Consider the following 25,888-nt stretch of genomic DNA (forward strand, 5'->3'; position numbering starts at 1 on the left):
ACTGAACGAAGTCAGTTCCAGAGGAATGGAGCGCCGAGATGGCCAAAGAGAAGTTTGAGCGGAACAAGCCGCACTGCAACATCGGCACGATTGGTCACGTTGACCACGGCAAGACGTCGCTGACGGCGGCGATCACGAAGGTGCTTGCGGAGACGGGCGGGGCGACCTATTCGGCCTATGACCAGATCGACAAGGCGCCGGAAGAGAAGGCGCGCGGCATCACGATCTCGACGGCGCATGTCGAGTATCAGACGGAAGCCCGGCACTATGCTCACGTCGACTGCCCTGGCCATGCCGACTATGTGAAGAACATGATTACGGGTGCGGCGCAGATGGACGGCGCGATCCTCGTTGTGTCGGCTGCCGACGGCCCGATGCCGCAGACGCGCGAGCACATCCTGCTCGCCCGCCAGGTCGGCGTTCCGGCGCTTGTGGTGTTCATGAACAAGGTTGACCAGGTTGACGATCCGGAGCTTCTGGAGCTCGTCGAGATGGAAATCCGCGAGCTTCTGTCTAGCTACGACTTCCCGGGCGACGATATTCCGATCGTGAAGGGCTCGGCGCTTGCGGCGCTTGAGGACTCCAACAAGGAGATCGGCCACGACGCGATCCTCGCGCTGATGAAGGCGGTGGACGAGTACATCCCGCAGCCTGAGCGTCCGATCAACCTGCCGTTCCTGATGCCGATCGAAGACGTGTTCTCGATCTCGGGCCGCGGCACGGTGGTTACGGGCCGTATCGAGCGCGGCATCGTGAAGGTGGGCGACGAAATCGAGATCGTGGGCATCAAGCCGACGACGAAGACGACCTGCACGGGCGTCGAGATGTTCCGCAAGCTGCTCGACCAGGGGCAGGCGGGCGACAATGTGGGCGTCCTGCTGCGCGGCACGAAGCGCGAGGAAGTGGAGCGCGGCCAGGTTCTTTGCGCGCCGGGGTCGATCACGCCGCATACGGAGTTCGAGGCGGAAGCCTACATCCTGACGAAGGAAGAGGGCGGGCGTCACACGCCGTTCTTCACGAACTACCGTCCGCAGTTCTACTTCCGCACGACGGACGTCACGGGTGTCGTGACGCTTCCGGAAGGCACGGAAATGGTCATGCCGGGCGACAATGTGAAGATGAACGTGACGCTGATCGCGCCGATCGCGATGGAAGAGAAGCTGCGCTTCGCCATCCGCGAAGGCGGCCGCACCGTCGGCGCAGGCGTCGTCTCCAAGGTGTTGAAGTAATCAAGGCGATCGGGGCGCGGGTCTTCCGCGCCCCGGCTTTCTGAAGTCGCGATAGCGCAGGCCGAGAGGCACAGGTACGAAAATGCAAAGGCAGAAAATTCGCATCCGCTTGAAAGGTTTCGATCACCGCGTGCTCGATGTGTCGACGCGCGAGATCGTGAACACGGCGAAGCGCACGGGTGCGCAGGTGCTTGGTCCGATTCCGCTTCCGACCCGGCTTGAAAAGTTCACCGTGCTTCGCGGCCCGCATATCGACAAGAAAAGCCGCGAACAGTTTGAAATTCGGACACACAAGCGTGTGCTCGACATCATAGACCCCACGCCGCAGACCGTGGACGCGCTGATGAAGCTCGATCTCGCTGCCGGTGTGGATGTCGAGATCAAGCTCTAAAAAGCTCGATCGAGAACAGAACGAGGAATGGGACCCATGCGTTCCGGTGTTATTGCCAAAAAGGTCGGTATGACCCGTCTCTTTACAGATGACGGGCGCCATATTCCGGTCACGGTGCTGAAGCTCGACAACTGCCAGGTTGTCAGCCAGCGCACGGATGAAAAGAACGGCTATACGGCCGTGCAGCTCGGCGTGGGCCGTGCGAAGGCGAAGAACGTGCCGAATGCGCAGCGCGGTCAGTTTGCGCGCGCGTCGGTCGAGCCGAAGCTCGAGCTCGCGGAGTTCCGCGTGAGCCCGGACAATCTGCTCGATGTCGGTGTGGAAATCACCGCCGACCATTTCGTTGCCGGCCAGTATGTCGATGCCTCGGGCACGTCGATCGGCAAGGGTTTCGCCGGCGTCATGAAGCGGCATAATTTCGGCGGCCTGCGCGCCACGCACGGCGTGTCGATCAGCCACCGCAGCCACGGCTCGACCGGTCAGAACCAGGATCCGGGCAAGGTCTTCAAAGGCAAGAAGATGGCCGGTCACATGGGTGCGACCCGCGTGACGACCCAGAATCTCGAAGTCGTCCGCACGGATGTCGAGAAGGGCCTCATCATGGTGAAGGGCGCTGTGCCTGGCTCCAAGGGTGGCTGGGTCCTGCTGCGCGACGCCGTGAAGAGCAAGCTGCCGGAAGGTGCGCCGGTTCCGGGCGCGTTCCGCCGGCAGGGCGAAGCAGCTGCGGCTCCCGCGGTCGAAGCGCCTGCCGAGGCGCCGGCCGAAGAGACCGAAGCTCCGAAGGAAGGTGCGTAATGAAGATCGACGTTCAAACGCTTGAGGCCAAGAAGGCCGGTTCCGTCGATCTGACGGACGAGGTGTTCGCGCTCGAGCCCCGCGCCGACATTCTGCACCGCATGGTCGCCTGGCAGCTTGCCAAGCGGCAGGCCGGTACGCACAAGACGAAGGGCCGCTCCGAGATCGCGCTCACGGGCAAGAAGTTCGTGAAGCAGAAGGGTTCGGGCGGCGCCCGCCACGGCGATCGCAAGGCGCCGCAGTTCCGCGGTGGCGGCAAGGCGTTCGGTCCGGTCGTTCGCAGCCATGCGTTCGATCTGCCGAAGAAGGTCCGCGCGCTCGCGCTGCGCCACGCTCTTTCGAGCAAGGTGAAGAGCGGCAGCTTGATCATCCTCGAGGATGCCAAGCTTTCGGCGCCGAAGACTAAAGATGCGAAGGACGCCTTCGCGAAGCTCGGTCTCACTTCGGTGCTGATCGTGGATGGCGCCGAGGTCGACGAGAATTTTGCTCTGGCCGCGCGCAATCTTCCGAATGTCGATGTGCTGCCGGTGCAGGGCATCAACGTCTACGACATCCTGCGGCGCGAGAAGCTCGTGCTGACCAAGGCCGCGGTTGAAAGCCTGGAGGCTCGCTTCAAATGAACGAGCGTTATTACGACATCATCCTGTCGCCGGTGATCACCGAAAAGGCGACGATGGCCTCGGAAGCGAACCAGGTCATCTTCAAGGTGGCTTCCAATGCCACCAAGCCGCAGGTGAAAGAGGCGGTCGAGAAGCTCTTCGATGTGAAGGTGAAAGCGGTGAATACGCTGAACCGGAAGGGCAAGACGAAGCGGTTCCGCGGCATCGTGGGACGGCAGAGCGATTTCAAGAAAGCGATCGTGACCCTTGAAGAGGGCCATTCGATCGACGTTACGACTGGACTTTGAGGATCGGGCTCCGGCCTCTAAAGCGAGAAGCCTAGAACGATGGCACTGAAAAAGTACAAACCGACAAGCCCCGCGCAGCGCGGCCTTGTGCTCGTTGACCGCTCCGGCCTTTACAAGGGCAAGCCGGTCAAGGGTCTGACCGAAGGACTTACCAAGTCCGGCGGCCGCAACAACTATGGCCGTATCACGGTCAGGTTTCGCGGCGGCGGTCACAAGCGCAGCTATCGCCTGATCGATTTCAAGCGCACCAAGGCCGATATGCCGGCCACGGTCGAGCGGCTGGAATATGATCCGAACCGCACGGCGTTCATCGCTCTCATCAAGTATGAGGACGGCGAGCTTGCCTACATCCTGGCGCCACAGCGCCTTGCTGCCGGCGATGTGGTTGTCTCGGGTAACCGCGTCGACGTGAAGCCGGGCAATGCGATGCCGCTCGCGAATATTCCGGTCGGCACGATCGTTCACAATGTCGAGATGAAGCCGGGCAAGGGCGGTCAGATCGCGCGTTCCGCGGGCGCCTATGTGCAGCTCGTCGGCCGCGACCAGGGCTACGCGCTTCTCCGTCTCTCGTCGGGCGAACAACGCATGGTACCGGGCACCTGCATGGCGACTATCGGTGCCGTGTCCAACCCGGACCACTCGAACATCACCATCGCCAAGGCCGGCCGTAACCGCTGGCTCGGCAAGCGCCCGCACGTTCGCGGCGTCGTGATGAACCCGGTCGACCATCCGCATGGCGGCGGCGAAGGCCGCACCTCTGGTGGCCGCCACCCGGTTACCCCTTGGGGTAAGCCGACCAAAGGCAAGAAGACGCGCCGCAACAAGTCGACGAGCAAGTTCATCGTCCGCAGCCGTCACCAGAAGAAGGGTTAAGGGAACTCGACCATGACACGTTCTCTCAAAAAGGGCCCCTTCGTGGATGGCTACCTTCTCAAGAAGGCGGAAGCCACGCGTTCTTCGGGCCGCAAGGAAGTCATCAAGATGTGGAGCCGCCGCTCCACGATCCTGCCGCAGTTCGTCGGACTGACCTTCGGCGTGCATAACGGCAAGAAGCATGTTCCGGTGCTCGTGACCGAAGACATGGTGGGCCACAAGTTCGGCGAGTTTTCACCGACGCGCACCTATTACGGCCACACCGCCGACAAGAAAGCGAAGAAGGGCTAAATCATGGGCAAAGCTGCAACAAAGCGTCGCCTGCCCGACAATGAAGCGCAGGCCGTCGGCCGGATGCTCCGGGTCAGCCCGCAGAAGCTCAATCTCGTCGCGCAGCTCATTCGCGGCAAGAAGGTGGAGACGGCGCTCGCCGATCTGACCTTCTCGCGCAAGCGGATCGCGGGCGATGTGAAAAAGGTTCTGCAGAGCGCGATCGCGAATGCGGAAAACAATCATGACCTCGATGTCGACGATCTCGTCGTCTCCGAGGCCTATGTGGGCAAGAACCTGGTCATGAAGCGCTGGCATGCGCGCGCTCGCGGTCGCGTGGGCCGTATCGAAAAGCCGTTCAGTCAGATCACCATCGTTGTGCGTCAAGTCGAGGAGCAAGCCTGATGGGTCACAAGGTCAATCCGATCGGTCTGCGGCTCGGCATCAACCGCACCTGGGATTCGCGCTGGTTTGCCGGCCGTCACGAGTACGGTCAGCTGCTGCACGAAGATATCAAGATCCGCGAACTGCTTTCCGAGCAGCTGAAGCAGGCCGGTATCTCGAAGATCGTGATCGAACGCCCGCACAAGAAGTGCCGCGTGACGATCCACACGGCCCGTCCCGGCGTCGTCATCGGCAAGAAGGGTGCGGATATCGAGAAGCTTCGCCGCGACATCGGCAAGATCACGGCGTCCGAAGTGCATCTCAACATCGTTGAAGTGCGCAAGCCGGAAATCGACGCAACGCTGGTTGCCGAGAATATCGCGCAGCAGCTCGAGCGCCGTGTGGCGTTCCGCCGGGCGATGAAGCGCGCCGTCCAGTCGGCCATGCGCCTCGGCGCGGGCGGCATCCGCATCAACTGCGCGGGCCGTCTCGGTGGTGCCGAAATCGCGCGCACGGAATGGTATCGCGAAGGCCGGGTGCCGCTGCACACGCTCCGCGCCGATATCGATTATGGCGTGGCGACGGCGAAGACCGCCTATGGCACTTGCGGTGTGAAGGTCTGGATCTACAAGGGTGAGATCCTGGAGCACGATCCGATGGCGTCCGAACGCCGTGCCCTTGAGGGCGGCGGTGAGGGCGGTGGACGTCAGCGTCGCGAAGAGCGCGCCTGAGCGCCTTTGAATTGAGCGAAGAGAGTTTCGATCATGTTGCAACCGAAGCGCACTAAGTTCCGCAAGGCCCACAAGGGCCGCATCCATGGCAAGGCCAAGGGCGGAATGAATCTCGACTTTGGGGCTTTTGGCCTCAAGGCGCAGGAGCCTGCCCGTATCACGGCGCGGCAGATCGAGGCGGCGCGCCGCGCGATCACCCGTCACATGAAGCGTGCGGGCCGCGTGTGGATCCGGGTGTTCCCGGACGTGCCGGTTTCCTCGAAGCCGACCGAAGTCCGCATGGGTAAGGGCAAGGGCGCGCCGGAATACTGGGCAGCGCGTGTGAAGCCGGGCCGCATCATGTTCGAGATCGATGGCGTTCCGCTGTCGATTGCAGAAGAGGCGCTGCGTCTCGGCGCGGCAAAGCTGCCGATCAAGACGCGTTTCGTGGCGCGTCCGGGCGAACACGCTTAAGGCATCCGAACCCGTCTCCGGACGGTCGAATGAAAGGGTAAGGCCATGAAGGCCAGCGAAGTACGAGACATGACGCCGGACCAGCTCGAGGATGAACTTCTCAAGCTGAAGAAGACGCAGTTCAACCTGCGCTTCCAGGGTGCGAGCGGCCAGCTCGAGAAGGTTCACCAGATGCGCCAGGTGCGCCGCGACATCGCGCGGATCAAGACGATCCAGAGCCAGCGTGCCGCTGAAGCGAAAAAGGGCTGAGGATACCGAAATGCCGAAGAGAATCCTTCAGGGTGTCGTGGTCAGCGACAAGAACGACAAGACGGTCGTGGTGAATGTCGAGCGCCGCTTCAAGGACCCGCTCCTCAAGAAGATTGTGCGCCGGTCGAAGAAGTTCCACGCCCATGACGAGAACAATGCGGCGAAAGTCGGCGACATCGTGAAAATTCGCGAATGCCGTCCGTTCTCGAAGCTGAAGAAGTGGGAAGTTTATACGGACGAAGCCTGATCCCAACCGGGATAAGGAACCGTTCCGAGCAAGGCGGATGAAGTCATGATCCAGCAAGAAACCAATTTGGAGGTTGCCGACAACTCCGGTGCGCGTCGCGTGATGTGCATCAAGGTGCTCGGCGGTTCCAAGCGGAAGTACGCTTCCGTCGGCGACATCATCGTCGTCAGCATCAAGGAAGCGATTCCGCGCGGCAAGGTGAAGAAGGGCGACGTCATGAAGGCGGTCGTCGTTCGCACCGCCAAGGACATCCGCCGTGCAGATGGCAGCGTTATCCGCTTCGACCGCAATGCGGCGGTGCTGATCAACAATCAGGGCGAACCGATCGGTACGCGTATCTTCGGCCCGGTGACGCGCGAACTTCGCGCCAAGAACCACATGAAGATCGTATCGCTCGCGCCGGAGGTGCTGTAATGGCCGCGAAGATCAAGAAGGGCGACAAGGTCGTCGTCCTGACAGGCAAGGACAAGGGCAAGAAGGGCGATGTCATCGCCGTCTTCCCGAAAGAAAGCAAGGCGCTCGTGCAGGGCGTCAATATGGTGAAGCGCCACGAGAAGCCGTCGCAGACGACGACGGGCGGTATCGTGTCCCGCGAAGCGAAGATCGACCTGTCCAATATCGCGATCCAGGATCCGAAGACGGGCAAGGCGACGCGCGTTGGTTTCAAGACGCTGGATGACGGCCGCAAGGTCCGTGTTGCCAAGGCGTCGGGAGAGATGATCGATGGCTGAAGCTCAGTACACTCCGCGGCTGAAGGCCCAGTACCTGGAACAGGTGCGTCCGGCGCTGACCGAGCAGTTCGGCTACAAGAACGTGCTTGAAGTTCCGCGGCTTGAAAAGATCGTGCTCAACATGGGCGTTGGCGAAGCGGTTGCCGACTCCAAGAAGATCAAGAGCGCGTTCGAGGATCTGCAGGCGATTGCCGGCCAGAAGCCGGTCATCACCAAGGCGAAAAAGTCGATTGCGACGTTCAAGCTGCGCGATGGCATGCCGATCGGCGTGAAGGTCACGCTCCGCAAGGACCGTATGTATGAGTTCCTCGACCGCCTGGTCACGATCGCGCTGCCGCGCGTGCGCGACTTCCGCGGCCTGAATGCGAAGAGCTTCGATGGCCGTGGCAACTACGCCATGGGCCTCAAGGAGCATATCGTGTTCCCGGAGATCAACTACGACAAGGTCGATCAGGTCTGGGGCATGGACATCATCGTCTGCACGACGGCGAAGTCGGACGACGAGGCGCGCGAGCTGCTTCGTAAGTTCAACTTTCCCTTCACGAAGTGATTTTTTCTCTGGCTTGCTCAGGGCAGGCCAACGGAGGTTTGAATGGCTAAGAAGAGCGCCATTAATCGGGATCAGAAGCGGCGGAAGCTGGTGGCGAAGTTTGCCAACAAGCGCGCAAAGCTGAAGGCTGCCACGAAGGACGAGTCGCTTTCGATGGAAGAGCGCTTCCAGGCGCAGCTCAAGCTTGCCGAGCTGCCGCGCAACTCGTCCAAGACCCGGGTTCACAACCGCTGCGAGGTTTCCGGCCGCAGCAAGGCTTATTACCGGAAGCTGCGCATGTCGCGTATCGCCCTTCGTGACCTCGCGTCGCGCGGGCAGATCCCCGGCATGGTCAAGTCGAGCTGGTAGGAGACACGCGAATGACGATGACCGATCCACTTGGCGATATGATCACCCGCATCCGCAATGCTCAGCTTCGCGGCAAGAGCAAGGTGGTTACGCCGGCTTCGAAGCTGCGCGGCTGGGTGCTTGATGTGCTCGCCGACGAAGGCTTCATCCGCGGTTACACGCGTGTCGAATATCCTGGCGGCAAGAGCGATTTCGAGATCGAGCTGAAGTATAACGAAGGCGCCCCCGTCATCCAGATGATCGAACGTGTGTCGACGCCGGGCCGCCGGGTCTACTCGTCGGTAAAGACGATGCCGACGGTGCATAACGGCCTTGGTATTTCGATCCTCTCGACTCCGAAGGGCATCATGTCCGACGCGGCCGCGCGGGAACAGAATGTAGGTGGCGAGGTTCTCTGCCGCGTCTTCTAGGACAGGCAGGGGCATTCGGCACGAGACGACAGGAAACAGGAACCATGTCGCGAATTGGTAAGTATCCCATCGAACTCCCCAAGGGAGTCACGGTGACGCTGAACGGTCAGGAAGTGATCGCAAAGGGCGCCAAGGGCGAGCTGCGGCTTACCTTGGTGGACGACGTGACGGTCGAGCAGAGCGAGGCGGGCATCAAGGTCGCGCCGCGCGATGACTCGCAGCGCGCTCGCGCGATGTGGGGCCTGTCGCGGACGCTGGTAAAGAACCTCGTCGACGGCGTGACGGAAGGCTTCTCGAAGACGCTCGAAATCAACGGCGTCGGCTACCGTGCAGCGATTCAGGGCAAGAACCTGCAGCTGAACCTCGGTTTCAGCCATGAAGTTCTCTACCCGATCCCGGAAGGCATCGACATCAAGTGCACGAAGCCGACCGAAATCGTCGTGAGCGGTATCGACAAGCAGAAAGTCGGTCAGGTTGCGGCGGAAATCCGCGCTTATCGCGGACCGGAGCCCTACAAGGGCAAGGGCGTGAAGTACGCCGGCGAATATATCTTCCGCAAGGAAGGCAAGAAGAAGTGATCGGATCCAGGCCATGAGCAAGATGAACAACCTCACTCAACGCCGGGCCATGCGCAATCGCGCGAAGCTCGCGCGGGTTTCGACGAACCGGCCCCGTCTGTCCGTGTTCCGGTCCTCGAAGCATATCTATGCGCAGGTAATCGACGATGCGCGCGGCGTGACCGTCGCTGCCGCCTCCTCGCTCGACGAGGGTCTGAAGGCGAAGTCCGGTGCGAATGTCGACGCGGCGTCGGCCGTAGGCAAGCTCGTTGCCGAGCGCGCGAAGCAGGCCGGTGTCACCGATGTCGTCTTCGATCGCGGCGAATACATCTATCATGGGCGCGTCAAGGCGCTCGCCGAAGGCGCCCGCGAAGGCGGTCTCAACTTCTAAAGGAAACTGGCTGTGGCACGTAAGGAAAACAGAGACCGGGATCGGGATCGCGAAGAGCGCGACAGCGAGTTTGTGGACAAGCTTGTCCACATCAATCGCGTCGCCAAGGTTGTGAAGGGTGGCCGCCGCTTCGGCTTCGCTGCGCTCGTTGTGGTTGGTGACCAGAAGGGCCGTGTCGGCTTCGGTCATGGCAAGGCGCGTGAAGTGCCGGAAGCGATCCGCAAGGCGACTGAATCCGCGAAGCGCGCGATGATCCGCGTGCCTCTGCGCGAAGGCCGCACGTTGCATCACGATGTCGACGGCCGCCATGGTGCGGGCCGCGTGGTTCTCCGCGCCGCTCCTCCTGGCACCGGCATCATCGCAGGCGGTCCGATGCGCGCTGTGTTCGAGACGCTCGGCGTCCAGGACGTGGTTGCGAAGTCGCTCGGCTCGTCGAATCCGTACAACATGGTGCGTGCGACTTTCGACGCACTGAAGAATGAGCAGAGCCCGCGCATGGTTGCGGCGCGCCGCGGCAAGAAGGTCAGCGAGATCGTTGGCCGCCGTTCGGACGCCGCTGCCGAAGCCGGTATCGAGTAAGCCAAGAGGAACGAACCGATGGCAGCGAAGAAGTCAGCCGGCAAGACGGTGACGGTGCAGCAGATCGGCAGCCCGCTCCGCCGCGAGCCGTCGCAGCGCGAGACCTTGATCGGTCTCGGCCTGAACAAGATGCATCGTACCCGCACGCTTGAGGATACTCCGGCCGTGCGCGGCATGATCGGCAAGGTGTCACATCTCGTCCGCGTCGTGGACGAGGCCTGAACGCATTCATATTGAGAGCCCCTGGCTCGCGAGGCAGAACGATGAAACTGAATGAAATCCGCGACAACGAAGGCGCCCGCAAGTCGCGTATGCGCGTGGGCCGCGGCATCGGCTCCGGCAAGGGCAAGACCGGCGGACGCGGTGTGAAGGGTCAGAAGTCCCGTACCGGCGTGGCGATCAAGGGCTACGAAGGCGGCCAGATGCCGATTCACATGCGCCTGCCAAAGCGCGGCTTCAAGAATCTGTTCCGTCTGGACTTCGTGGCAGTCAATATCGGCCGCATTCAGGCCGCGGTCGATGCAGGCAAGATTGCCAAGGGTGCGAAGGTCGATGCGGCTGCGCTCGTCGAGGCCGGCGTCATTCGCCGCGTCAAGGACGGTGTGCGTCTTCTTGGCAGCGGCGAGCTCACGACGAAGCTCGATTTTGAAGTTTCCGGCGCGTCGGCCGGTGCGAAGGCCGCAGTCGAAAAGGCCGGCGGCTCCGTCACTGTGATCGAGCCGAAAGCGAAGGCGGCGGCTGAGTAAGCAAGCTCCATTTCTGCGGGCCGGATGTCCGGGCGACAAGGTGAGATGAATGGCATCAGCGGCTGAACAGCTCGCAGCGAACCTCAACTTCGCGGCCTTCTCCAAGGCGACCGAGTTGAAGAAGCGCATCTGGTTCACACTGGGTGTGCTGATCGTCTATCGCCTTGGCACCTATATCCCGCTGCCGGGTATCGACCCGATTGCGCTGGCGCAGGTTTTCAGCCAGCAGCAGTCCGGTCTTCTTGGCGTGTTCGATATGTTCGCGGGTGGTGCGATCGGCCGAATGGCCATCTTCGCGCTTGCGATCATGCCCTACATCTCGGCATCGATCATCATCCAGCTGATGACGACCGTCTCGCCGCATCTCGCCCAGCTCAAGAAAGAGGGCGAGCAGGGCCGCAAGCAGATCAACCAGTACACGCGCTACGGCACTGTGATTCTTGCCGCACTGCAGGGCTACGGTATCGCGGTCGGTCTCGAAGGCGCGCAGAGCGGTGTCGGCAGTGTGGTTATCGACCCGGGCTACTTCTTCCGTGCCACCACCGTCATCACGCTGGTCGGCGGTACAGTCTTCCTGATGTGGCTTGGCGAGCAGATCACGGCGCGCGGCGTGGGCAATGGTATCTCGCTCATCATCTTCTCGGGCATCGTCGCGGAGCTGCCTCGCGCTCTCGCCGGTACGCTCGAACTCAGCCGTCAGGGCGCCCTCTCCGTGGCGATCGTTCTTTTTCTGGCGGTCATGGTCATCGTTGTCATCATGGGCATCGTGTTCGTGGAGCGCGCGCAGCGCCGACTCCTCGTGCAGTACCCAAAACGCCAGGTGGGCAACAAGCTCTATGGCGGCGACAGCTCACATCTGCCGCTGAAACTCAACACGGCCGGCGTCATTCCGCCGATCTTTGCCTCGTCGATCCTGCTGCTACCGATCACGCTTGCCAATTTCAGCGGCGGGCAGGGCCCGGATTGGCTGAACACAATCACCGGCATGCTGGCGCATGGTCAGCCGCTCTATATCGCGCTCTATGCCGCGGGCATCATCTTCTTCGCCTTCTTCTATACGGCGATCGTGTTCAATCCTGCGGACACGGCCGACAATCTGAAGAAGTATGGCGGCTTCATTCCGGGCATCCGTCCGGGGCAGCGCACGGCGGAATATATCGACTACGTTCTGACGCGGCTCACGGCGGTTGGTGCGATTTATCTCACGATTGTCTGCCTGATCCCGGAAATCCTGATCTCGCAGTACAATGTGCCGTTCTATTTCGGCGGCACCTCGCTCCTCATCGTGGTGAGCGTGACCATGGATACGGTCTCGCAGGTGCAGAGCCATCTTCTCGCGCACCAGTATGAAGGCCTCATCAAGAAGTCGAAACTCAGGGGCCAGCGCCGATGAAACTGATCCTTCTTGGACCGCCCGGTGCCGGCAAAGGTACGCAGGCGAAGCGTCTTGAAGACAAGTACGGCTTTGTCCAGCTTTCGACCGGCGACATGCTGCGCGCAGCCGTAGCCGCGGGTACCGAAACCGGCAAGAAGGCCGAGGCCATCATGGCGCGCGGCGAACTGGTGCCGAACGACGTCGTGGTCGGGATCATCGCGGACCGGATCGAGCAGCCGGACGTGGCAAAGGGCTACATTCTGGACGGCTTCCCCCGGAACGTCGCCCAGGCCGAGGCGCTGGACGAGATGCTGAAGGGCAAGGGTGCCGCGCTCGATGCCGTGGTCGAACTCGTGGTCGATGACAGCGTCCTGCTCAAGCGGATCGAAACCCGCGCAGCCGAGACGGTAGGCGGCGCCCGTGCAGACGACAATGCCGAGGCGCTGGCAAAGCGCCTCAAGGTCTATCACGAGCAGACAGCGCCGCTCTCGGCCTATTACAAGGGCAAGGGCAGGCTGAAGGCCGTGGACGGCATGAAGGAAATGGATGAGGTAACCCGCCAGATCGAGGCGGCCCTCGGGCTTTGAAACGAGAAAAGGAGAGTTCGCTTAGCCGGTTGACTGGGGATCAGTAAATTCTATAATCCCGGCCTTCGCGGCGGTACTTTCAGAGAACGAACCGGCTCAGGACCGAAAAATGGCGGAATTCCGCGGTTTTCGGGCGGTCCGAGGCGGGTTTTTACTCAGGTGCCGGGTTAAGCGATTCCCGAAGTTTAGGAGAGACACGTGGCTCGTATCGCTGGCGTCAATATCCCGACCAACAAGCGGGTGGTCATCGGCCTGACCTATATCCATGGCATCGGCAATGCCAAGGCCAAGGAAATCTGCGCCGCGGTCGGCATTCCGGCCGAGCGCCGCGTGAATGAGCTGACCGACGCCGAGGTCATCCAGATCCGAGAGACGATCGACCGCGATTATCTCGTGGAAGGCGATCTGCGGCGCGAAGTCTCGATGAATATCAAGCGGCTGATGGATCTCGGCTGCTACCGCGGTCTGCGCCACCGCAAGGGCCTGCCGGTCCGCGGCCAGCGCACCCACACCAATGCCCGCACCCGCAAGGGTCCGGCGAAGGCTATTGCCGGCAAGAAGAAGTAACAGGCCCAGGGCTCTTTATTCCGGGGCGCGGGCAACGCGTTTCCCGCGTGACACGAAGGTTTCAGACGGATGGCGAAAGACAAGGTTCGCGTTAAGCGCAAGGAACGGAAGAATATCTCGTCGGGCGTTGCCCACGTGAATTCCACGTTCAACAACACGATGATCACGATCACGGATGCCCAGGGCAACGCGATCTCGTGGTCCTCGGCCGGCATGATGGGTTTCAAGGGCAGCCGCAAGTCGACGCCCTTCGCCGCGCAGATGGCGGCGGAAGATGCAGGCAAGAAGGCCATGGAACACGGCATGCGCACCCTCGAAGTCGAGGTTTGCGGTCCGGGTTCGGGCCGCGAGTCGGCGCTGCGCGCGCTGCAGTCGGTGGGCTTCACCGTCACGACCATCCGCGACGTGACGCCGATCCCGCACAATGGTTGCCGCCCGCCCAAGCGGCGCCGCGTCTGAGGTGACCCGTATCTGACCGGCATGGCTATCGCCGCGCCGGTCACGTCCGTTCGCACGATTGAATGGTGGAACGGACGTTAAAGAGATCAGGTGGCGGATGTCTCCCGCCCGGTGCGCATCGCTCGCGCGCCGCAAACGACGGCACGAGGTTTCAAAGTGATCCAGAAGAACTGGGAAGAGCTGATCAAACCGAACAAGCTCGAAATCAATTCCGGCCATGACGCGCAGCGTTTTGCGACCGTGGTCGCAGAGCCGCTTGAGCGCGGTTTCGGCCTGACGCTCGGCAATGCGCTCCGCCGCGTGCTGATGTCCTCGCTCCAGGGAGCGGCCGTCACGGCCGTGCAGATCGACGGCGTGCTCCATGAGTTCTCCTCGATCCCCGGTGTGCGCGAAGACGTGACCGACATCGTGCTGAACATCAAGCAGCTTGCGCTGCGTCTTCACGCCGAAGGTCCGAAGCGTATGACGCTGTCGAAGAAGGGCCCCGGTGCGGTGACCGCGGGCGACATCACGGCGGGCGCCGACATCGAGGTGCTGAACCCCGATCTCGTGCTCTGCACTCTGGACGATGGCGCCGAAATCCGCATGGAATTCACCGTCGCGCTCGGCAAGGGCTATGTCGCCTCCGATCGCAATCGTCCGGAAGATGCGCCGATCGGCCTGATCCCGGTCGACAGCCTCTACAGCCCGGTGAAGCGTGTTTCCTACAAGGTCGAAAATACCCGCGAGGGCCAGATTCTCGACTATGACAAGCTCACCATGCAGATCGAGACCAACGGCGCCGTGACGCCGGAAGATGCTGTGGCCTATGCCGCGCGCATCCTGCAGGATCAGCTCCAGACCTTCGTGAATTTCGAAGAGCCCGAGCAGAAGCATGTCGAGGAGAGCCGCCCCGAACTCGAGTTCAACGCGGCGCTGCTCAAGAAGGTGGACGAGCTCGAACTTTCCGTTCGTTCGGCCAACTGCCTCAAGAACGACAACATCGTCTATATCGGCGACCTCATCCAGAAGACGGAGAGCGAAATGCTCCGCACTCCGAATTTCGGCCGCAAGTCGTTGAATGAGATCAAGGAAGTGCTTGCCCAGATGGGTCTCCATCTCGGCATGGAAGTCCCGAACTGGCCGCCGGAGAATATCGAAGAGCTGGCGAAGCGGTACGAAGATCAATACTGAGTAATCAACGCCGCGTCCTGACGACGCCGCATCTAACGAGGAGTAGGGCACATGCGCCACGGAAAAGCCGGCCGCAAGCTCAATCGCACCGCCAGCCATCGCAAGGCCATGCTCGCCAATATGGCAGTGGCGCTCATCAAGCATGAGCAGATCGTCACCACGCTGCCCAAGGCGAAGGAGCTTCGTCCCTATGTCGAGAAGCTTGTGACGCTCGGCAAGCGCGGCGACCTTCATGCGCGCCGTCAGGCGTATGCCGCGCTGCCGGACAAGCTCTGGGCTGCCAAGCTGTTTGATGTGCTTGGGCCCCGCTATCAGGAGCGTCAGGGCGGATACATCCGCGTCCTCAAGGCGGGTTTCCGTCATGGCGACAGCGCGCCGATGGCCGTGATCGAATTCGTCGATCGCGACGAGAGCGCGAAGGGCCAGGATTCGGGCCCGGTATTCTCGGATGACGAGGGCGACGAGGATTGATCTCCTCTACCCGGCAAAGGTTCAGGGCGGCATCTGCGGATGCCGCCTTTTTCTTTAGGCCTTCATGACAATCCGGTAACGCAAAGATTGCCATTTCCGTCTTGTCACAGCGCGGCCCGGCCCGCAAAATTCCGGCGCGGTTGAGTTTGCGGGGCTCAAGGGGCCGTTTCCCGTCCTTGTTCGAGGGCGCGTTGAATGGTGGTGGAAATGTTGTCGGAGTCCAATTGGACAGGCGCGCTTGCCATGGCGCTTGCTGCGATGCTTCTCATTGCGGCACTCGTCATCATACCGTGGAGCGCGAAAGCCGAGACGGAACGCAGGGTTCCGGGCAGCCGGGGCGAGGTACAGCTTTCCTACGCGCCGGTGGTGACGCGCGTCGCGCCTGCTGTCGTCAATGTCTATTCAAAGCGCGTCGTACGGGAGCAGATGCGCTCGCCCTTTGCGAATGACCCATTCTTCCAGCAATTCTTCGGCAACCGTTTCAGCTTCGGTGTGCCGCGCGAACGTGTTCAACAGTCGCTTGGCTCCGGCGTCATCGTCGATCCCTCAGGGCTTGTGGTCACGAATTATCACGTCATCAAGGATGGGCAGGAGTTTACAGTTGCGCTTGCCGACCGGCGCGAGTTCGAGGCCGAGCTCGTTCTCTCGGATGAGCGTACCGATCTCGCCGTTCTCAGGATCGGCAATGGGCGCGAGAAGCTGCCGCATCTTGTCTTCAAGAATTCGGATTCGGTCGAGGTCGGCGATCTCGTTCTCGCGATCGGCAATCCCTTCGGTGTCGGCCAGACCGTGACATCAGGCATCGTGTCGGCCCTGGCACGCACACATGTCGGGGTGTCGGACTACCAGTTCTTCATCCAGACGGATGCGGCAATCAACCCGGGCAATTCGGGCGGCGCGCTGGTCACGATGGATGGTCAGCTCATCGGCATCAACACCGCCATATATTCGCAGACGGGCGGAAGCATCGGTATCGGCTTTGCCATCCCGTCCAACATGGTGGAAAGCGTGGTCGCCTCGGCGCGGGACGGGGGCCATGTGAAGCGGCCCTGGTTCGGCGCCGCGCTGCAGGCCGTCGATGCGGAGCTTGCCCAATCGCTTGGCCTCGACAGGCCGGGCGGCAGCCTCATCCGCGATCTTGCCGCCGGCAGTCCGGCCGACAAGGCGGGGCTCAAGGTCGGCGATGTCATTCGCGCAGTGGACGGGTTTGAAGTCGACGAGCCGCAGGCCCTTCGCTATCGCTTCGCAACGAAGGGGCTGGGTGGCAAAGCGAAAATTTCCTATCTGCGCGACGGCAAGTGGCGCGAGGCAGAAGTAGCGCTTGTTGCGCCACCCGAAGTTCCGCCGGCGGAGGAAACGGTGATCGCCGGGCGCAATCCGTTTGCGGGGGCGACCATTGCCAATCTCTCGCCCGCCGTCGCGGATCGTCTCGGCTTCGACTCGCTGACGGAGCAGGGAGTCGTCATCGTGAATGTCGAGCCGGGTTCCGCCGCAAACCGTATCCAGTTCCAGCGGGGTGACATCATTGTCGATGTTGGCGGCCAGAAAATCGCAAAGGTCGGAGATCTCGTGAAGGCTACCGCCGGTACAAGGGCGCAGTGGACCTTCACCGTGAAGCGCGGCGAACGCGTCTTCACGGCGACGGTCGGCGGATAGGGCGTGTTTTACGAGGCCTTGTGGTCGCCCATCTGCGACTGGAGGTAATTCTCGAGGCCGACTGTCTTCACCAGTTCGAGCTGGGTTTCGAGGAAGTCGATGTGTTCTTCCTCGTCCTCAAGAATGTCCTCGAAGATTTCGCGCGTGATGTAGTCGCGCACCTGCTCGCAATAGGCGATGGCCTCCTTATAGAAGGCATGGCCCGAATATTCGAGCTTCAGGTCGCATTCCAGGCATTCGACGGGCGTCTCGCCGATCATCAGCTTGTCGAGATCCTGAAGGTTCGGCAGACCCTCCAGAAAGAGGATGCGCTCGATCAGCTTGTCGGCGTGTTTCATCTCGTCGATCGATTCGTGATACTCGATCTCGCCAAGCTTGGTCAGGCCCCAGTTCTTGAACATGCGCGCATGCAGGAAATACTGGTTGATGGCCGTGAGTTCGGCCCGGAGGGCCTTGTTCAGATATTCGATGACCTTGGCGTCGCCGCGCATTTCAGACCTCTTAAATCTCCGACTCGTTGCGGAAGAGTAGGCTGAAGACGTCACAGGTCAAAGCTGCAATTTCAAAAAATGCAGCAAAAACAATAGTTTGATAATGATTTTGAGAATATTTCTCGACTGAACTGCTCAGTCAGCGGCCGCAAGTGCAGTGGCGACAGCGTTCTCGTTGCGGACTTCGGAAATCATGCCTGCGATGGTGGGCAGGCAGCGGCCGCATTGCGGGGTTGAACCCATTGCACGGTGGGCGGCGGCAGGCGTGTCGATATGCGGACTTTGCGACAGAACCTCGCGGACTGTCCGGCAATTCTTGGCATTGCACACGCAAACGATCATCTGACGTCCGACTCCTGCCCGGCCATTGGCCTTGTCTGCCCCGAGCGGCGGGGCAGGAACGACATTGCCAGCCTTGCGAATGGTTTGCAATAGCGTTGTTACTGACAATCGCTTGCAAAAATGCCGCACCCGGCAGGGCGGGCCGAAACGCCCCTCAGCGCCGCCCGGAATCCGTGCTAAACAGCCGCCATGAGCACACTTTTCGAAGCCGCAGGCATGGACGAAGGCGCCCCGCGCCCGCTGGCCGACCGGCTGCGCCCGAAAGCGCTCGAAGAAGTTGTGGGGCAGGACCATTTGCTGGGCCCCAAAGGGCCGCTGGGGCGGATGCTCGCCGCCGGACATCTTTCCTCGATCATACTCTGGGGGCCGCCGGGTACGGGCAAGACCACCATCGCCCGGCTGCTGGCGGACAAGGTGGGCCTCCATTTCGAGCCCATGTCGGCCATCTTTTCCGGTGTTGCCGACCTCAAGAAGGTATTCGAGGCGGCCCGCGCTCGCCGATCCACCGGCAAGGGCACGCTGCTATTCGTCGACGAAATTCACCGCTTCAACCGCGCCCAGCAGGACGGATTTCTACCTGTGATGGAGGATGGCACGGTGACGCTGGTCGGCGCGACGACGGAGAACCCGTCCTTCGAGCTGAATGCGGCGCTGCTTTCCCGCGCGCAGGTGATGGTTCTGAACAGGCTGGACGATTCCGCGCTTGAAAAGTTGCTGCGGCGGGCCGAAGGCTGGTACGGCGCTCCGCTGCCGCTCGATGAGGACGCGCGCGCTTCGCTTCGCGCGATGGCGGATGGCGATGGGCGCTACGCGCTCAATCTTGCCGAGGAGGTTCACACGCTGGCGCCTGTCGGGGCTTTCGATACGGCTGCACTGATTGCTGCCGTGCAACGCCGTGCGCCGCTGTACGACAAGGGGCGGGAAGGGCACTACAATCTCATCAGCGCTTTGCACAAGTCGATCCGCGGTTCGGATTGCGATGCCTCGCTCTACTATCTCGCGCGGATGCTCGCCGGCGGCGAAGATCCGCTCTACATCGCGCGCCGCCTTGTGCGCGCTGCGATCGAGGATATCGGCCTTGCCGATCCCGAGGCTGTGCATCAGGCGCTTGCAGCCAAAGACGTGTTCGATTTCCTTGGTGCGCCGGAAGGTGAGCTGGCGCTGGCGCAGGCGACGATCTATCTGGCCACCGCGCCGAAATCGAATGCCTCCTACGCAGCCTTTGGCGCGGCGAAGCGTTCGGCTCGGGATACGGGGTCCGTTGCACCGCCAGCGCATATTCTCAACGCGCCGACAAAGCTCATGAAGGAACTCGGCTATGGCGCGGGCTATGAATACGATCATGACGCGCCGCAAGCCTTCTCCGGTCGGGACTATTTCCCGGAGGAAGTCGGGCGTCAGGAATTCTACCGTCCGGCCGAGCGCGGTTTCGAGCGCGAGATTTCAAAGCGGCTCGCCTATTGGCGCAAGCTGAGAGAAGAGAGGGGCGAATGAATACATTTCTTGCGGTCGTCGCGGGAGGCGCTATCGGCGCAGGCGCACGACACTTGTTCAACGTGCAGATGCTTCGTCTGTTGGGGCCAAGCTTTCCCTGGGGCACATTCGGCGTCAACGTCATCGGTTCGCTGATGATGGGGCTTCTCGTCGGCCTCTTCGCGCTCAAGCTCGATCTTAGCCCAGAGGCACGCAGCTTTCTCACCACGGGCATTCTCGGCGGGTTCACGACCTTCTCCGCCTTCTCGCTCGATGCCGTGAACATGCTTGAGCGGGGCGACATGGAGCTTGCCTTCGCCTATATGGGCGGCTCCGTCGTCGCCTGCGTCGGGGCGCTTTTTCTCGGTCTCGCTCTTGTCAGGATGTTTTTTCAGGCATGAAGGAAGTTTCCCAGATCGCCGTCAGCGCGGATGAAGATGGCATTCGCCTCGATCGCTGGTTCAAGCGCCATTTCCCGATGCTTACGCATGGCCGCCTCGAAAAGCTTTTGCGGACGGGGCAGGTGCGTGTCGATGGCGCGCGAGCCAAAGCGAATGCGCGTCTCGACCAGGGACAGGTCGTGCGGGTGCCGCCATTGGGCGACGATGCCGCCAAGCCTGCGCCGAAAGCCGAGCGCGGTGTAAGCGAACAGGATGCGGCTTTCGTCCGGTCGCTCGTTATCCACAAGGACAAGTCGATCCTCGTGCTCAACAAGCCTTCAGGGCTTGCCGTGCAGGGCGGGACCAAGACCGAGCGTCACCTCGACGGGATGCTCGATGCGCTTACTTTCGATGCAGTGGAACGCCCGCGTCTCGTGCACCGCCTGGACCGCGACACGTCCGGCGTGCTCGTGCTGGCGCGGACGGCAAAGGCGGCTGCATCTCTTGCCCGCGCCTTCAAGCAGAAAGATGCGCGCAAGACCTATTGGGCGCTCGTCGTTGGCGTTCCCACGCCCCGGCAAGGCACGATCGATCTCGCGTTGACGAAGCAGGGTGGACCACGCGCCGAGCGTGTTTTCGCGGCGGACAAGGACGATGAGGATGCGCGGCATGCCATCACGCATTTCTCGACTGTCGCCACGGCGTCCTACAAGCTTGCGTGGCTCGCCCTGATGCCGCTCACCGGCCGTACACACCAGATCCGCGCCCATGCTTCCGCTATCGGCACGCCCATAGTGGGCGACGGAAAATATGGCGGTGTGAACGCACATCCCGGCGGAGAGATCGCGCGCCGCCTTCATCTCCATGCCCGCTCTATCGACATCGCGCATCCCGATGGCGGCCGCTTCTTCATCGAGGCCGAGCTGCCGCCGCACATGATGTTGAGCTGGAAATTGCTCGGTTTCGACGAGCGCGATGCGAAAGATGCCTTTGAAGGGTTGGACGGATGAGTAAACACCTCCGCCTCGTCGTGTTCGATTGCGACGGAACGCTGATCGATAGTCAGCACATGATCGTGGCGGCGATGAACCATGCCTTTGATGCGCATGGGCTCCCGCATCTGCCGCGTGAGAAGGTGCTTTCGATTGTCGGTCTGTCGCTCGATGAGGCGATAGAAGCGCTGGTGCCTCAAGTCGCCTTGCCGTTGCGCCGGAAGCTGACGGAAAGTTACAAGGGGGCATTCTTTGAGTTGCGCACGCGGAAGGAACTAGCGGAGCCGCTGTTCCCCGGTGTGCGTGAGGCACTCGATCTTCTTTCGGGTCAGGAGAATGTGCTGCTCGGCATTGCCACGGGCAAGTCGCAGCGCGGGCTCCGGCATGCGCTGGAGACCCACGGGTTGCGCGACTATTTCGTGACGCTGCAGACGGCGGACGATGCGCCGTCGAAACCCCATCCCGAGATGCTGCGCCGCGCCATGCGCGAGACGGGTGCCGATCCCGCGGATACAGTGCTGATCGGCGATACGACCTTCGATATGGAGATGGCGCGTTCTGCGCATGCACATGCGCTCGGTGTCGATTGGGGCTATCATCAGCCACACCTGCTGACGGCCAGCGGCGCGCGCAAGGTTCTGGGTGATTTTGCCGGACTTGGGCCCGCGCTTGATGAAATCTGGGCGCCTGTGCCCATTACCGGAGGGGCATGAAGATCATGAGGAAATTTCTCGGTTTCATTCTCGTCGTCGTTCTGCTTCTCGCGGGCGGACTTTATGCGCTGACGCTGATCGATCTTGGCCGCTTCGCGCCGCAGATAGAAACTGCAGCGAAGGAAGCGACGGGCCGTACGCTGAAAATCGAAGGTCCGCTCCACATCGGTTTTTCGCTGGTTCCGACGGTCGTTGCCGAGAAGATCAGTTTCTCGAATGCGGAGTGGGGTACCAAGCCGAACATGCTTTCGGCGGCGCGTCTGGAGCTTGAGGTGGCCATGTTGCCGCTTCTCTCAGGTAGTGTCGATGTGCGCCGCGTTGAAATTGCGGATGCAGACATTTTCCTCGAAACGGACAGGCGCGGGCGCGGCAACTGGATTTTCGCGGAAGGCGAGGCCGCGCCAAGGGCTCCGGCTGAAGGAGCGGGCGGCGGCATGGCGCTGGCAGGCGTACCGGAGCTCAATATTTCCAATTTCCGTTTCGCCTATCGCGATGGCGCGACCGGGCAGGTGAGTGAAGCGGCTTTCGACGAAGTGACTCTCGCGGCGAAAGGCGCGGGCTTTCATGCGGTGATCGAAGGCAAGGTGAACGGTTCTGCCGTTTCCTTTGCATCGGATATTGAAGGCGATGCCACCAATATTGCGCTCAACAATGCGGCGCTCACCGTTGCCGGTACGAGCATAGGTGGCGATCTGGCACTCGACTTGAGGGCCAGGCCGAAGCTCACCGGCGCGCTGACCAGCCCGGCCTTCGATGTAACACCTTTCCTCACGGGCGGTGGCGGGAGCGGTGGTCCGCTTTTCAGCAAGGATCCGCTGCCGCTCGACGGCCTGGCATCGGCAGATGCCGATCTTTCGCTTGCGCTTGAAGAGCTACGCTATGGAAAGATCGTTCTCACCTCAATGAAGCTGCCCTTGAAAATTCAGGATGGCAAGCTCGCCGCGCCGCTGAGTGCGGCCTATCGCGGACGCCCTCTCAAACTTGCGCTGAACGCCGATACGCGCGGTAATGTTTCTCTCGATGCGGATGCAGTGAATTTCGATCTTGGCCGTCTGCTTACCGATCTAGACCTCACGACCATGCTTTCCGCCAATGCGGATTTCGGCGCGCGGCTGAAGGGGCAGGGCAAGTCGCTCAATGCGATTGCCTCCTCGCTCAACGGTCAGTCCAATCTAGTAATCGGCAAGGGCACGATCAATTCACGCGCCTTTGCCGTCGTTTCGGACGATCTGACACGTGTGCTGATCCCGTCCGGCGAGAGCGGCGATACAGCGAAGCTCGTTTGCGCTATTTCGCGGTTTGATTTCACGAGCGGTATCGGCAAGGCATCGGCGATCGCGCTTGAAACGGACACGCTGATCACGACAGGTTCCGGCACGATCGATCTCGGCAAGGAACGCATCGATCTTCTGTTCAAGCCCAAACCAAAGAAGGCAAGCCTTGTCAGTCTGGCTTTCCCTGTGCGGTTGTCCGGTCCGCTCACCTCACCTTCCGCTGGGCTCGACCGGACGGGTGTGGCCACCAGCGTTGCGACGGCGGTGGGCGGGGTTGCGCTGACTGGCGGCCTCGGCGCGCTTCTGCCGTTGATGAGCACAGGGTCTGGCTCCGTCGCGGCCGGTGGTGAATGCGGTGCGGCTGCGGCGGCTGCCAGCGAAGAGTCGCGCGGTGTCGTTGGCACGATTGGCGGCGCTGCGGAAGGTGCTGCGCGCGGGGCGGGCGAAGTGCTTGATGGCATTGGCCGCGGCATCGGCAATATCTTTGGTCGGTAATGGTTCGAGAATCCCGATGAACGATAACGACGATACAGCCGCCGCGATCTTCGATCTGGCGCGAAACCGCTCGCTCGATCAGCAGGTTTCGCATCCGGGCCGGGACAAGCCGAAGCTGCCGAAGCGTTTCTACATGAAGGCAGAGGCGGGACAGCATGACGGTAGCTACGCCGTGCTGCTTGATAGGAAAGTCGTGAAGACGCCGTCGAAACAGGCGCTCGCCGTGCCGTCGCTCGCGCTTGCCGAGGCGATGGCAGCGGAATGGGAGGCCCAGCGGGAAGAAATCGACCCCAGGAAAATGTGGCTCACCAAGCTCGCCAATACCGCGATCGATCTTGTGGTGCCGCGCCGGGCAGACGTGATTGCGGAACTCGTAACCTATTCGGGTACCGATCTTCTCTGCTACCGGGCCGAACATCCCGCCGCGCTGGCTGCGCGGCAGGCGGCGCTGTGGGATCCTCTGCTCGGCTGGGCGGCGGCGCATGGAATTGCGCTTACGCCGACCACGGGCATCCTTCATGTGGCGCAGCCGCCAGCCTCGCTTGACGCTTACGGCAGGGCGCTGGAGGCGTTCGACGCCTTCCGCATTGCCGCCCTTCACAATGCGGTCACGCTGACTGGCTCGGCCGTGATCGGCCTGGCCGTGACGCTCGGCCGGTTGCAGCCGGAGGAGGCCTTCGATATTGCCCATCTGGATGAGCACTGGCAGATGGAACTTTCCGGCGAGGACGAGGATGAGCGGGCGAGACTCGAAACGAGACGCTCCGAACTTGTTGAAACCGGCCGTTTCATCCGCCTTCTCGGCTGAATCCGGCGGTTCCGGCTCAAGCTAACGCAGCGTTGCCGCAGACCCTGGCGCCGGTTCCTACCCGCCCATAGGAATGGCGGCCAAGCCATTGGCAAAAACGAGATTTCGGTGCTATTCAGGTCGCCTTCGCGCGATGCGACAGCGCCAGCGGGCCGCTTATTCTCAGCCCGAGCTCAGGCGTCCAGACACAGTTCAGAGAGGCTGCCTCCCGAAAGACCGGGCAGGGCGGCCCGTCCGGTATATCGAGGGGGCGGCATGAAGGACATTCTTCGTCGGCTTGAAGAGCGGCGGCAGGAGGCGCGGACCGGTGGCGGCCAGAAGCGCATCGAGGCGCAGCATGCGAAAGGCAAGCTCACGGCGCGGGAGCGCATCGAGCTCCTGCTCGACGAGGGCTCCTTCGAGGAGTTCGACATGTTCGTCGAGCACGACTGCCAGGATTTCGGCATGGAGAAGCAGAAAGTGCCGGGCGACGGCGTCGTCACGGGCTGGGGTACGGTGAACGGCCGTCCCGTCTTCGTCTTCGTGAAGGACTTCACGGTGTTCGGCGGCTCGCTTTCGCGCAATCACGCGAAGAAGATGACCAAGGTGCAGGACATGGCGCTGAAGACCGGCGCCCCCATCATCGGTCTCTTCGATGCCGGCGGCGCGCGCATTCAGGAAGGCGTCGATGCGCTGGGCGGCTATGGCGAAGTGTTCACACGCAACGTGCTTGCCTCGGGCGTGATCCCGCAGATTTCCGTCATCATGGGCCCCTGCGCCGGTGGCGACGTCTACTCACCCGCCATGACCGACTTCATTTTCATGGTGCGCGACACGTCCTACATGTTCGTGACGGGCCCCGACGTCGTGAAGACGGTGACGAACGAAACCGTCACCTCCGAGCAGCTTGGCGGCGCGTCGATCCATACGACCAAGTCCTCGGTCGCCGACGGCGCCTTCGACAATGACGTGATCGCGATGACGCAGATCCGGCGCCTTGTCGATTTCCTGCCGTCTTCCAACAAGGACGAAGTGCCGGAGCGTCCGTTCTTCGACGATGCGCAGCGCATCGAGTATTCGCTCGACACGCTCATCCCCGCCAACCCGAACATGCCCTATGACATGAAGGAGTTGATCCTCAAGGTCGTGGACGAGGGCGATTTCTTCGAGATGCAGGAGAGCTTCGCGAAGAACATCATCACGGGTTTTGCGCGCATGGAAGGCCGGACCGTCGGTATCGTCGCGAACCAGCCGATGGTGCTTGCCGGTGTGCTCGACAGCGACGCGAGCCGCAAGGCCGCGCGCTTCGTGCGCTTCTGCGATTGCTTCAATATTCCGATCGTCACCTTCGTGGACGTGCCAGGCTTCTTGCCGGGCACGGCGCAGGAATATGGCGGCCTCATCAAGCATGGTGCGAAGCTGCTCTTTGCCTACACGGAAGCCACCGTGCCGAAAGTCACTGTCATCACCCGCAAGGCCTATGGCGGCGCCTACGACGTGATGTCGTCAAAGCACATTCGCGGCGATCTCAACTATGCCTGGCCGACCGCGGAAATCGCGGTGATGGGCGCCAAGGGCGCGGTCGAGATCATCCATCGCGCGGACATCAAGGACCCGGAAAAGATCGCGGTTCATACCAAGGCCTATGAAGACCGCTTCCTCAATCCCTTCGTCGCAGCCGAGCGCGGCTATATCGACGAAGTCATCATGCCGCATTCCACGCGTGTCCGCATTGCGCGGGCGCTCGCGCTCCTTCGTCACAAGGAGCTCGAGAATCCGTGGAAGAAGCACGACAACATTCCGCTCTGAGGC

General features: G+C 61.7%; 38 protein-coding genes. 36 read left to right on the forward strand and 2 right to left on the reverse strand.

All coding sequences use genetic code 11. The annotated features are described in order from the left end of the window. The first annotated feature begins 38 nt into the window (after positions 1–38). The 29 genes from tuf to ACK4FH_RS11000 all read left to right on the forward strand — a co-directional run bounded on the left by tuf (position 39) and on the right by ACK4FH_RS11000 (position 17,129). Positions 39–1,229: an elongation factor Tu gene (gene tuf / locus ACK4FH_RS10860; RefSeq protein ID WP_409813439.1), complete on the forward strand. Its 1,191-nt coding sequence runs from the start codon at positions 39–41 to the stop codon at positions 1,227–1,229. A gap of 82 nt (positions 1,230–1,311) precedes the next feature. Further along, positions 1,312–1,620, forward strand: a complete 309-nt coding sequence (gene rpsJ / locus ACK4FH_RS10865; protein ID WP_409813469.1) for a 30S ribosomal protein S10 — start codon at positions 1,312–1,314, stop codon at positions 1,618–1,620. A 36-nt stretch (positions 1,621–1,656) separates the two neighbouring features. Continuing rightward, on the forward strand, positions 1,657–2,415 hold the full coding sequence (gene rplC, locus ACK4FH_RS10870; RefSeq protein ID WP_409813472.1) for a 50S ribosomal protein L3: 759 nt from the start codon (positions 1,657–1,659) through the stop codon (positions 2,413–2,415). Further along, positions 2,415–3,035 (forward strand): 50S ribosomal protein L4, encoded by a 621-nt coding sequence (gene rplD / locus ACK4FH_RS10875; RefSeq protein WP_409813475.1) that lies wholly within the window; start codon positions 2,415–2,417, stop codon positions 3,033–3,035. The genes rplC and rplD overlap by 1 nt, the downstream gene beginning before the upstream one ends. Further along, positions 3,032–3,322: a 50S ribosomal protein L23 gene (locus ACK4FH_RS10880; RefSeq protein WP_409813478.1), complete on the forward strand. Its 291-nt coding sequence runs from the start codon at positions 3,032–3,034 to the stop codon at positions 3,320–3,322. The genes rplD and ACK4FH_RS10880 overlap by 4 nt, the downstream gene beginning before the upstream one ends. 39 nt (positions 3,323–3,361) lie before the next feature. Beyond that, the gene (gene rplB / locus ACK4FH_RS10885; RefSeq protein WP_409813481.1) at positions 3,362–4,195 is read left to right on the forward strand and encodes a 50S ribosomal protein L2; all 834 of its coding nucleotides are present in this window, start codon (positions 3,362–3,364) and stop codon (positions 4,193–4,195) included. Between the two features lie 12 nt (positions 4,196–4,207). Next, positions 4,208–4,486: a 30S ribosomal protein S19 gene (gene rpsS / locus ACK4FH_RS10890; protein ID WP_409673081.1), complete on the forward strand. Its 279-nt coding sequence runs from the start codon at positions 4,208–4,210 to the stop codon at positions 4,484–4,486. Between the two features lie 3 nt (positions 4,487–4,489). Beyond that, positions 4,490–4,870 (forward strand): 50S ribosomal protein L22, encoded by a 381-nt coding sequence (rplV, locus tag ACK4FH_RS10895; RefSeq protein ID WP_409813484.1) that lies wholly within the window; start codon positions 4,490–4,492, stop codon positions 4,868–4,870. Then, positions 4,870–5,580 carry a 30S ribosomal protein S3 gene (gene rpsC / locus ACK4FH_RS10900; RefSeq protein WP_409673087.1) on the forward strand — a complete coding sequence of 237 codons (711 nt, stop codon included), beginning with the start codon at positions 4,870–4,872 and terminating at the stop codon, positions 5,578–5,580. Before rplV ends, rpsC begins: the two co-directional genes overlap by 1 nt. Positions 5,581–5,613: 33 nt before the next feature. Continuing rightward, positions 5,614–6,033 (forward strand): 50S ribosomal protein L16, encoded by a 420-nt coding sequence (gene rplP / locus ACK4FH_RS10905; RefSeq protein WP_409813487.1) that lies wholly within the window; start codon positions 5,614–5,616, stop codon positions 6,031–6,033. Between the two features lie 45 nt (positions 6,034–6,078). Then, the gene (gene rpmC, locus ACK4FH_RS10910) at positions 6,079–6,282 is read left to right on the forward strand and encodes a 50S ribosomal protein L29 (protein WP_409813491.1); all 204 of its coding nucleotides are present in this window, start codon (positions 6,079–6,081) and stop codon (positions 6,280–6,282) included. A 10-nt stretch (positions 6,283–6,292) separates the two neighbouring features. Beyond that, a complete protein-coding gene (gene rpsQ / locus ACK4FH_RS10915) occupies positions 6,293–6,529 on the forward strand; it encodes a 30S ribosomal protein S17 (protein ID WP_409813492.1) in 237 nt (78 codons plus the stop codon). 45 nt (positions 6,530–6,574) lie between these two features. After that, positions 6,575–6,943: a 50S ribosomal protein L14 gene (gene rplN, locus ACK4FH_RS10920; RefSeq protein WP_012111668.1), complete on the forward strand. Its 369-nt coding sequence runs from the start codon at positions 6,575–6,577 to the stop codon at positions 6,941–6,943. After that, positions 6,943–7,260 carry a 50S ribosomal protein L24 gene (gene rplX, locus ACK4FH_RS10925; RefSeq protein ID WP_409813495.1) on the forward strand — a complete coding sequence of 106 codons (318 nt, stop codon included), beginning with the start codon at positions 6,943–6,945 and terminating at the stop codon, positions 7,258–7,260. Before rplN ends, rplX begins: the two co-directional genes overlap by 1 nt. Then, complete coding sequence (gene rplE / locus ACK4FH_RS10930; protein WP_409813498.1) at positions 7,253–7,810, forward strand: 50S ribosomal protein L5; 558 nt, start codon at positions 7,253–7,255, stop codon at positions 7,808–7,810. The genes rplX and rplE overlap by 8 nt, the downstream gene beginning before the upstream one ends. A 42-nt stretch (positions 7,811–7,852) precedes the next feature. Further along, positions 7,853–8,158, forward strand: a complete 306-nt coding sequence (rpsN, locus tag ACK4FH_RS10935; protein ID WP_409813499.1) for a 30S ribosomal protein S14 — start codon at positions 7,853–7,855, stop codon at positions 8,156–8,158. Positions 8,159–8,169: 11 nt separating this feature from the next. After that, positions 8,170–8,568 (forward strand): 30S ribosomal protein S8, encoded by a 399-nt coding sequence (gene rpsH, locus ACK4FH_RS10940; protein WP_409813502.1) that lies wholly within the window; start codon positions 8,170–8,172, stop codon positions 8,566–8,568. Between the two features lie 44 nt (positions 8,569–8,612). Beyond that, positions 8,613–9,146 (forward strand): 50S ribosomal protein L6, encoded by a 534-nt coding sequence (gene rplF, locus ACK4FH_RS10945; protein WP_409813504.1) that lies wholly within the window; start codon positions 8,613–8,615, stop codon positions 9,144–9,146. Between the two features lie 13 nt (positions 9,147–9,159). Further along, positions 9,160–9,516, forward strand: coding sequence for a 50S ribosomal protein L18 (gene rplR, locus ACK4FH_RS10950; protein ID WP_409813506.1), 357 nt, complete (start codon positions 9,160–9,162; stop codon positions 9,514–9,516). Positions 9,517–9,528: 12 nt separating this feature from the next. After that, positions 9,529–10,095 carry a 30S ribosomal protein S5 gene (gene rpsE / locus ACK4FH_RS10955; RefSeq protein ID WP_409813509.1) on the forward strand — a complete coding sequence of 189 codons (567 nt, stop codon included), beginning with the start codon at positions 9,529–9,531 and terminating at the stop codon, positions 10,093–10,095. An 18-nt stretch (positions 10,096–10,113) separates the two neighbouring features. Then, positions 10,114–10,317 carry a 50S ribosomal protein L30 gene (rpmD, locus tag ACK4FH_RS10960; protein ID WP_409673120.1) on the forward strand — a complete coding sequence of 68 codons (204 nt, stop codon included), beginning with the start codon at positions 10,114–10,116 and terminating at the stop codon, positions 10,315–10,317. A 41-nt stretch (positions 10,318–10,358) separates the two neighbouring features. Continuing rightward, on the forward strand, positions 10,359–10,841 hold the full coding sequence (rplO, locus tag ACK4FH_RS10965; protein ID WP_409813512.1) for a 50S ribosomal protein L15: 483 nt from the start codon (positions 10,359–10,361) through the stop codon (positions 10,839–10,841). A 49-nt stretch (positions 10,842–10,890) separates the two neighbouring features. Continuing rightward, on the forward strand, positions 10,891–12,234 hold the full coding sequence (gene secY, locus ACK4FH_RS10970; protein ID WP_409813514.1) for a preprotein translocase subunit SecY: 1,344 nt from the start codon (positions 10,891–10,893) through the stop codon (positions 12,232–12,234). Then, positions 12,231–12,803, forward strand: a complete 573-nt coding sequence (locus ACK4FH_RS10975) for an adenylate kinase (protein WP_409813515.1) — start codon at positions 12,231–12,233, stop codon at positions 12,801–12,803. The genes secY and ACK4FH_RS10975 overlap by 4 nt, the downstream gene beginning before the upstream one ends. A 198-nt stretch (positions 12,804–13,001) precedes the next feature. After that, positions 13,002–13,370, forward strand: coding sequence for a 30S ribosomal protein S13 (gene rpsM, locus ACK4FH_RS10980; RefSeq protein ID WP_409813517.1), 369 nt, complete (start codon positions 13,002–13,004; stop codon positions 13,368–13,370). A 69-nt stretch (positions 13,371–13,439) separates the two neighbouring features. Next, positions 13,440–13,829: a 30S ribosomal protein S11 gene (gene rpsK / locus ACK4FH_RS10985; RefSeq protein ID WP_293205686.1), complete on the forward strand. Its 390-nt coding sequence runs from the start codon at positions 13,440–13,442 to the stop codon at positions 13,827–13,829. A 156-nt stretch (positions 13,830–13,985) separates the two neighbouring features. Then, positions 13,986–15,002: a DNA-directed RNA polymerase subunit alpha gene (locus ACK4FH_RS10990; RefSeq protein WP_409815250.1), complete on the forward strand. Its 1,017-nt coding sequence runs from the start codon at positions 13,986–13,988 to the stop codon at positions 15,000–15,002. A gap of 51 nt (positions 15,003–15,053) precedes the next feature. Continuing rightward, positions 15,054–15,473 (forward strand): 50S ribosomal protein L17, encoded by a 420-nt coding sequence (gene rplQ, locus ACK4FH_RS10995; protein ID WP_409673134.1) that lies wholly within the window; start codon positions 15,054–15,056, stop codon positions 15,471–15,473. A gap of 207 nt (positions 15,474–15,680) precedes the next feature. Continuing rightward, a complete protein-coding gene (locus ACK4FH_RS11000; protein WP_409813519.1) occupies positions 15,681–17,129 on the forward strand; it encodes a DegQ family serine endoprotease in 1,449 nt (482 codons plus the stop codon). 8 nt (positions 17,130–17,137) lie between these two features. Here the strand turns inward: ACK4FH_RS11000 and bfr are convergent, their stop codons facing one another. Both bfr and ACK4FH_RS11010 read right to left on the reverse strand, forming a co-directional pair. Continuing rightward, positions 17,138–17,620, reverse strand: coding sequence for a bacterioferritin (bfr, locus tag ACK4FH_RS11005; protein ID WP_409813522.1), 483 nt, complete (start codon positions 17,618–17,620; stop codon positions 17,138–17,140). A 135-nt stretch (positions 17,621–17,755) separates the two neighbouring features. Beyond that, complete coding sequence (locus ACK4FH_RS11010; RefSeq protein WP_409813525.1) at positions 17,756–17,962, reverse strand: bacterioferritin-associated ferredoxin; 207 nt, start codon at positions 17,960–17,962, stop codon at positions 17,756–17,758. A gap of 189 nt (positions 17,963–18,151) precedes the next feature. Between ACK4FH_RS11010 and ACK4FH_RS11015 the strand changes: the two genes are divergently transcribed. The 7 genes from ACK4FH_RS11015 (at position 18,152) to ACK4FH_RS11045 (ending at position 25,885) form a co-directional block, all read left to right on the forward strand. Beyond that, positions 18,152–19,456: a replication-associated recombination protein A gene (locus ACK4FH_RS11015; protein ID WP_409813527.1), complete on the forward strand. Its 1,305-nt coding sequence runs from the start codon at positions 18,152–18,154 to the stop codon at positions 19,454–19,456. After that, a complete protein-coding gene (crcB, locus tag ACK4FH_RS11020; protein WP_409813530.1) occupies positions 19,453–19,836 on the forward strand; it encodes a fluoride efflux transporter CrcB in 384 nt (127 codons plus the stop codon). The genes ACK4FH_RS11015 and crcB overlap by 4 nt, the downstream gene beginning before the upstream one ends. Continuing rightward, the gene (locus ACK4FH_RS11025) at positions 19,833–20,825 is read left to right on the forward strand and encodes an RluA family pseudouridine synthase (RefSeq protein ID WP_409813533.1); all 993 of its coding nucleotides are present in this window, start codon (positions 19,833–19,835) and stop codon (positions 20,823–20,825) included. The genes crcB and ACK4FH_RS11025 overlap by 4 nt, the downstream gene beginning before the upstream one ends. Further along, entirely contained in the window at positions 20,822–21,520 is a 699-nt protein-coding gene (locus ACK4FH_RS11030) for an HAD family hydrolase (protein WP_409813535.1), read from the forward strand. The genes ACK4FH_RS11025 and ACK4FH_RS11030 overlap by 4 nt, the downstream gene beginning before the upstream one ends. After that, positions 21,517–23,289 carry an AsmA family protein gene (locus ACK4FH_RS11035; RefSeq protein WP_409813537.1) on the forward strand — a complete coding sequence of 591 codons (1,773 nt, stop codon included), beginning with the start codon at positions 21,517–21,519 and terminating at the stop codon, positions 23,287–23,289. The genes ACK4FH_RS11030 and ACK4FH_RS11035 overlap by 4 nt, the downstream gene beginning before the upstream one ends. Positions 23,290–23,305: 16 nt before the next feature. Beyond that, positions 23,306–24,097, forward strand: a complete 792-nt coding sequence (locus ACK4FH_RS11040) for an ATP12 family chaperone protein (RefSeq protein WP_409813539.1) — start codon at positions 23,306–23,308, stop codon at positions 24,095–24,097. A gap of 255 nt (positions 24,098–24,352) precedes the next feature. After that, positions 24,353–25,885, forward strand: a complete 1,533-nt coding sequence (locus ACK4FH_RS11045) for an acyl-CoA carboxylase subunit beta (protein ID WP_409813541.1) — start codon at positions 24,353–24,355, stop codon at positions 25,883–25,885. Positions 25,886–25,888: the final 3 nt, after the last annotated feature.

Source organism: Parvibaculum sp., assembly GCF_046297875.1.
Taxonomy (GTDB): domain Bacteria; phylum Pseudomonadota; class Alphaproteobacteria; order Parvibaculales; family Parvibaculaceae; genus Parvibaculum.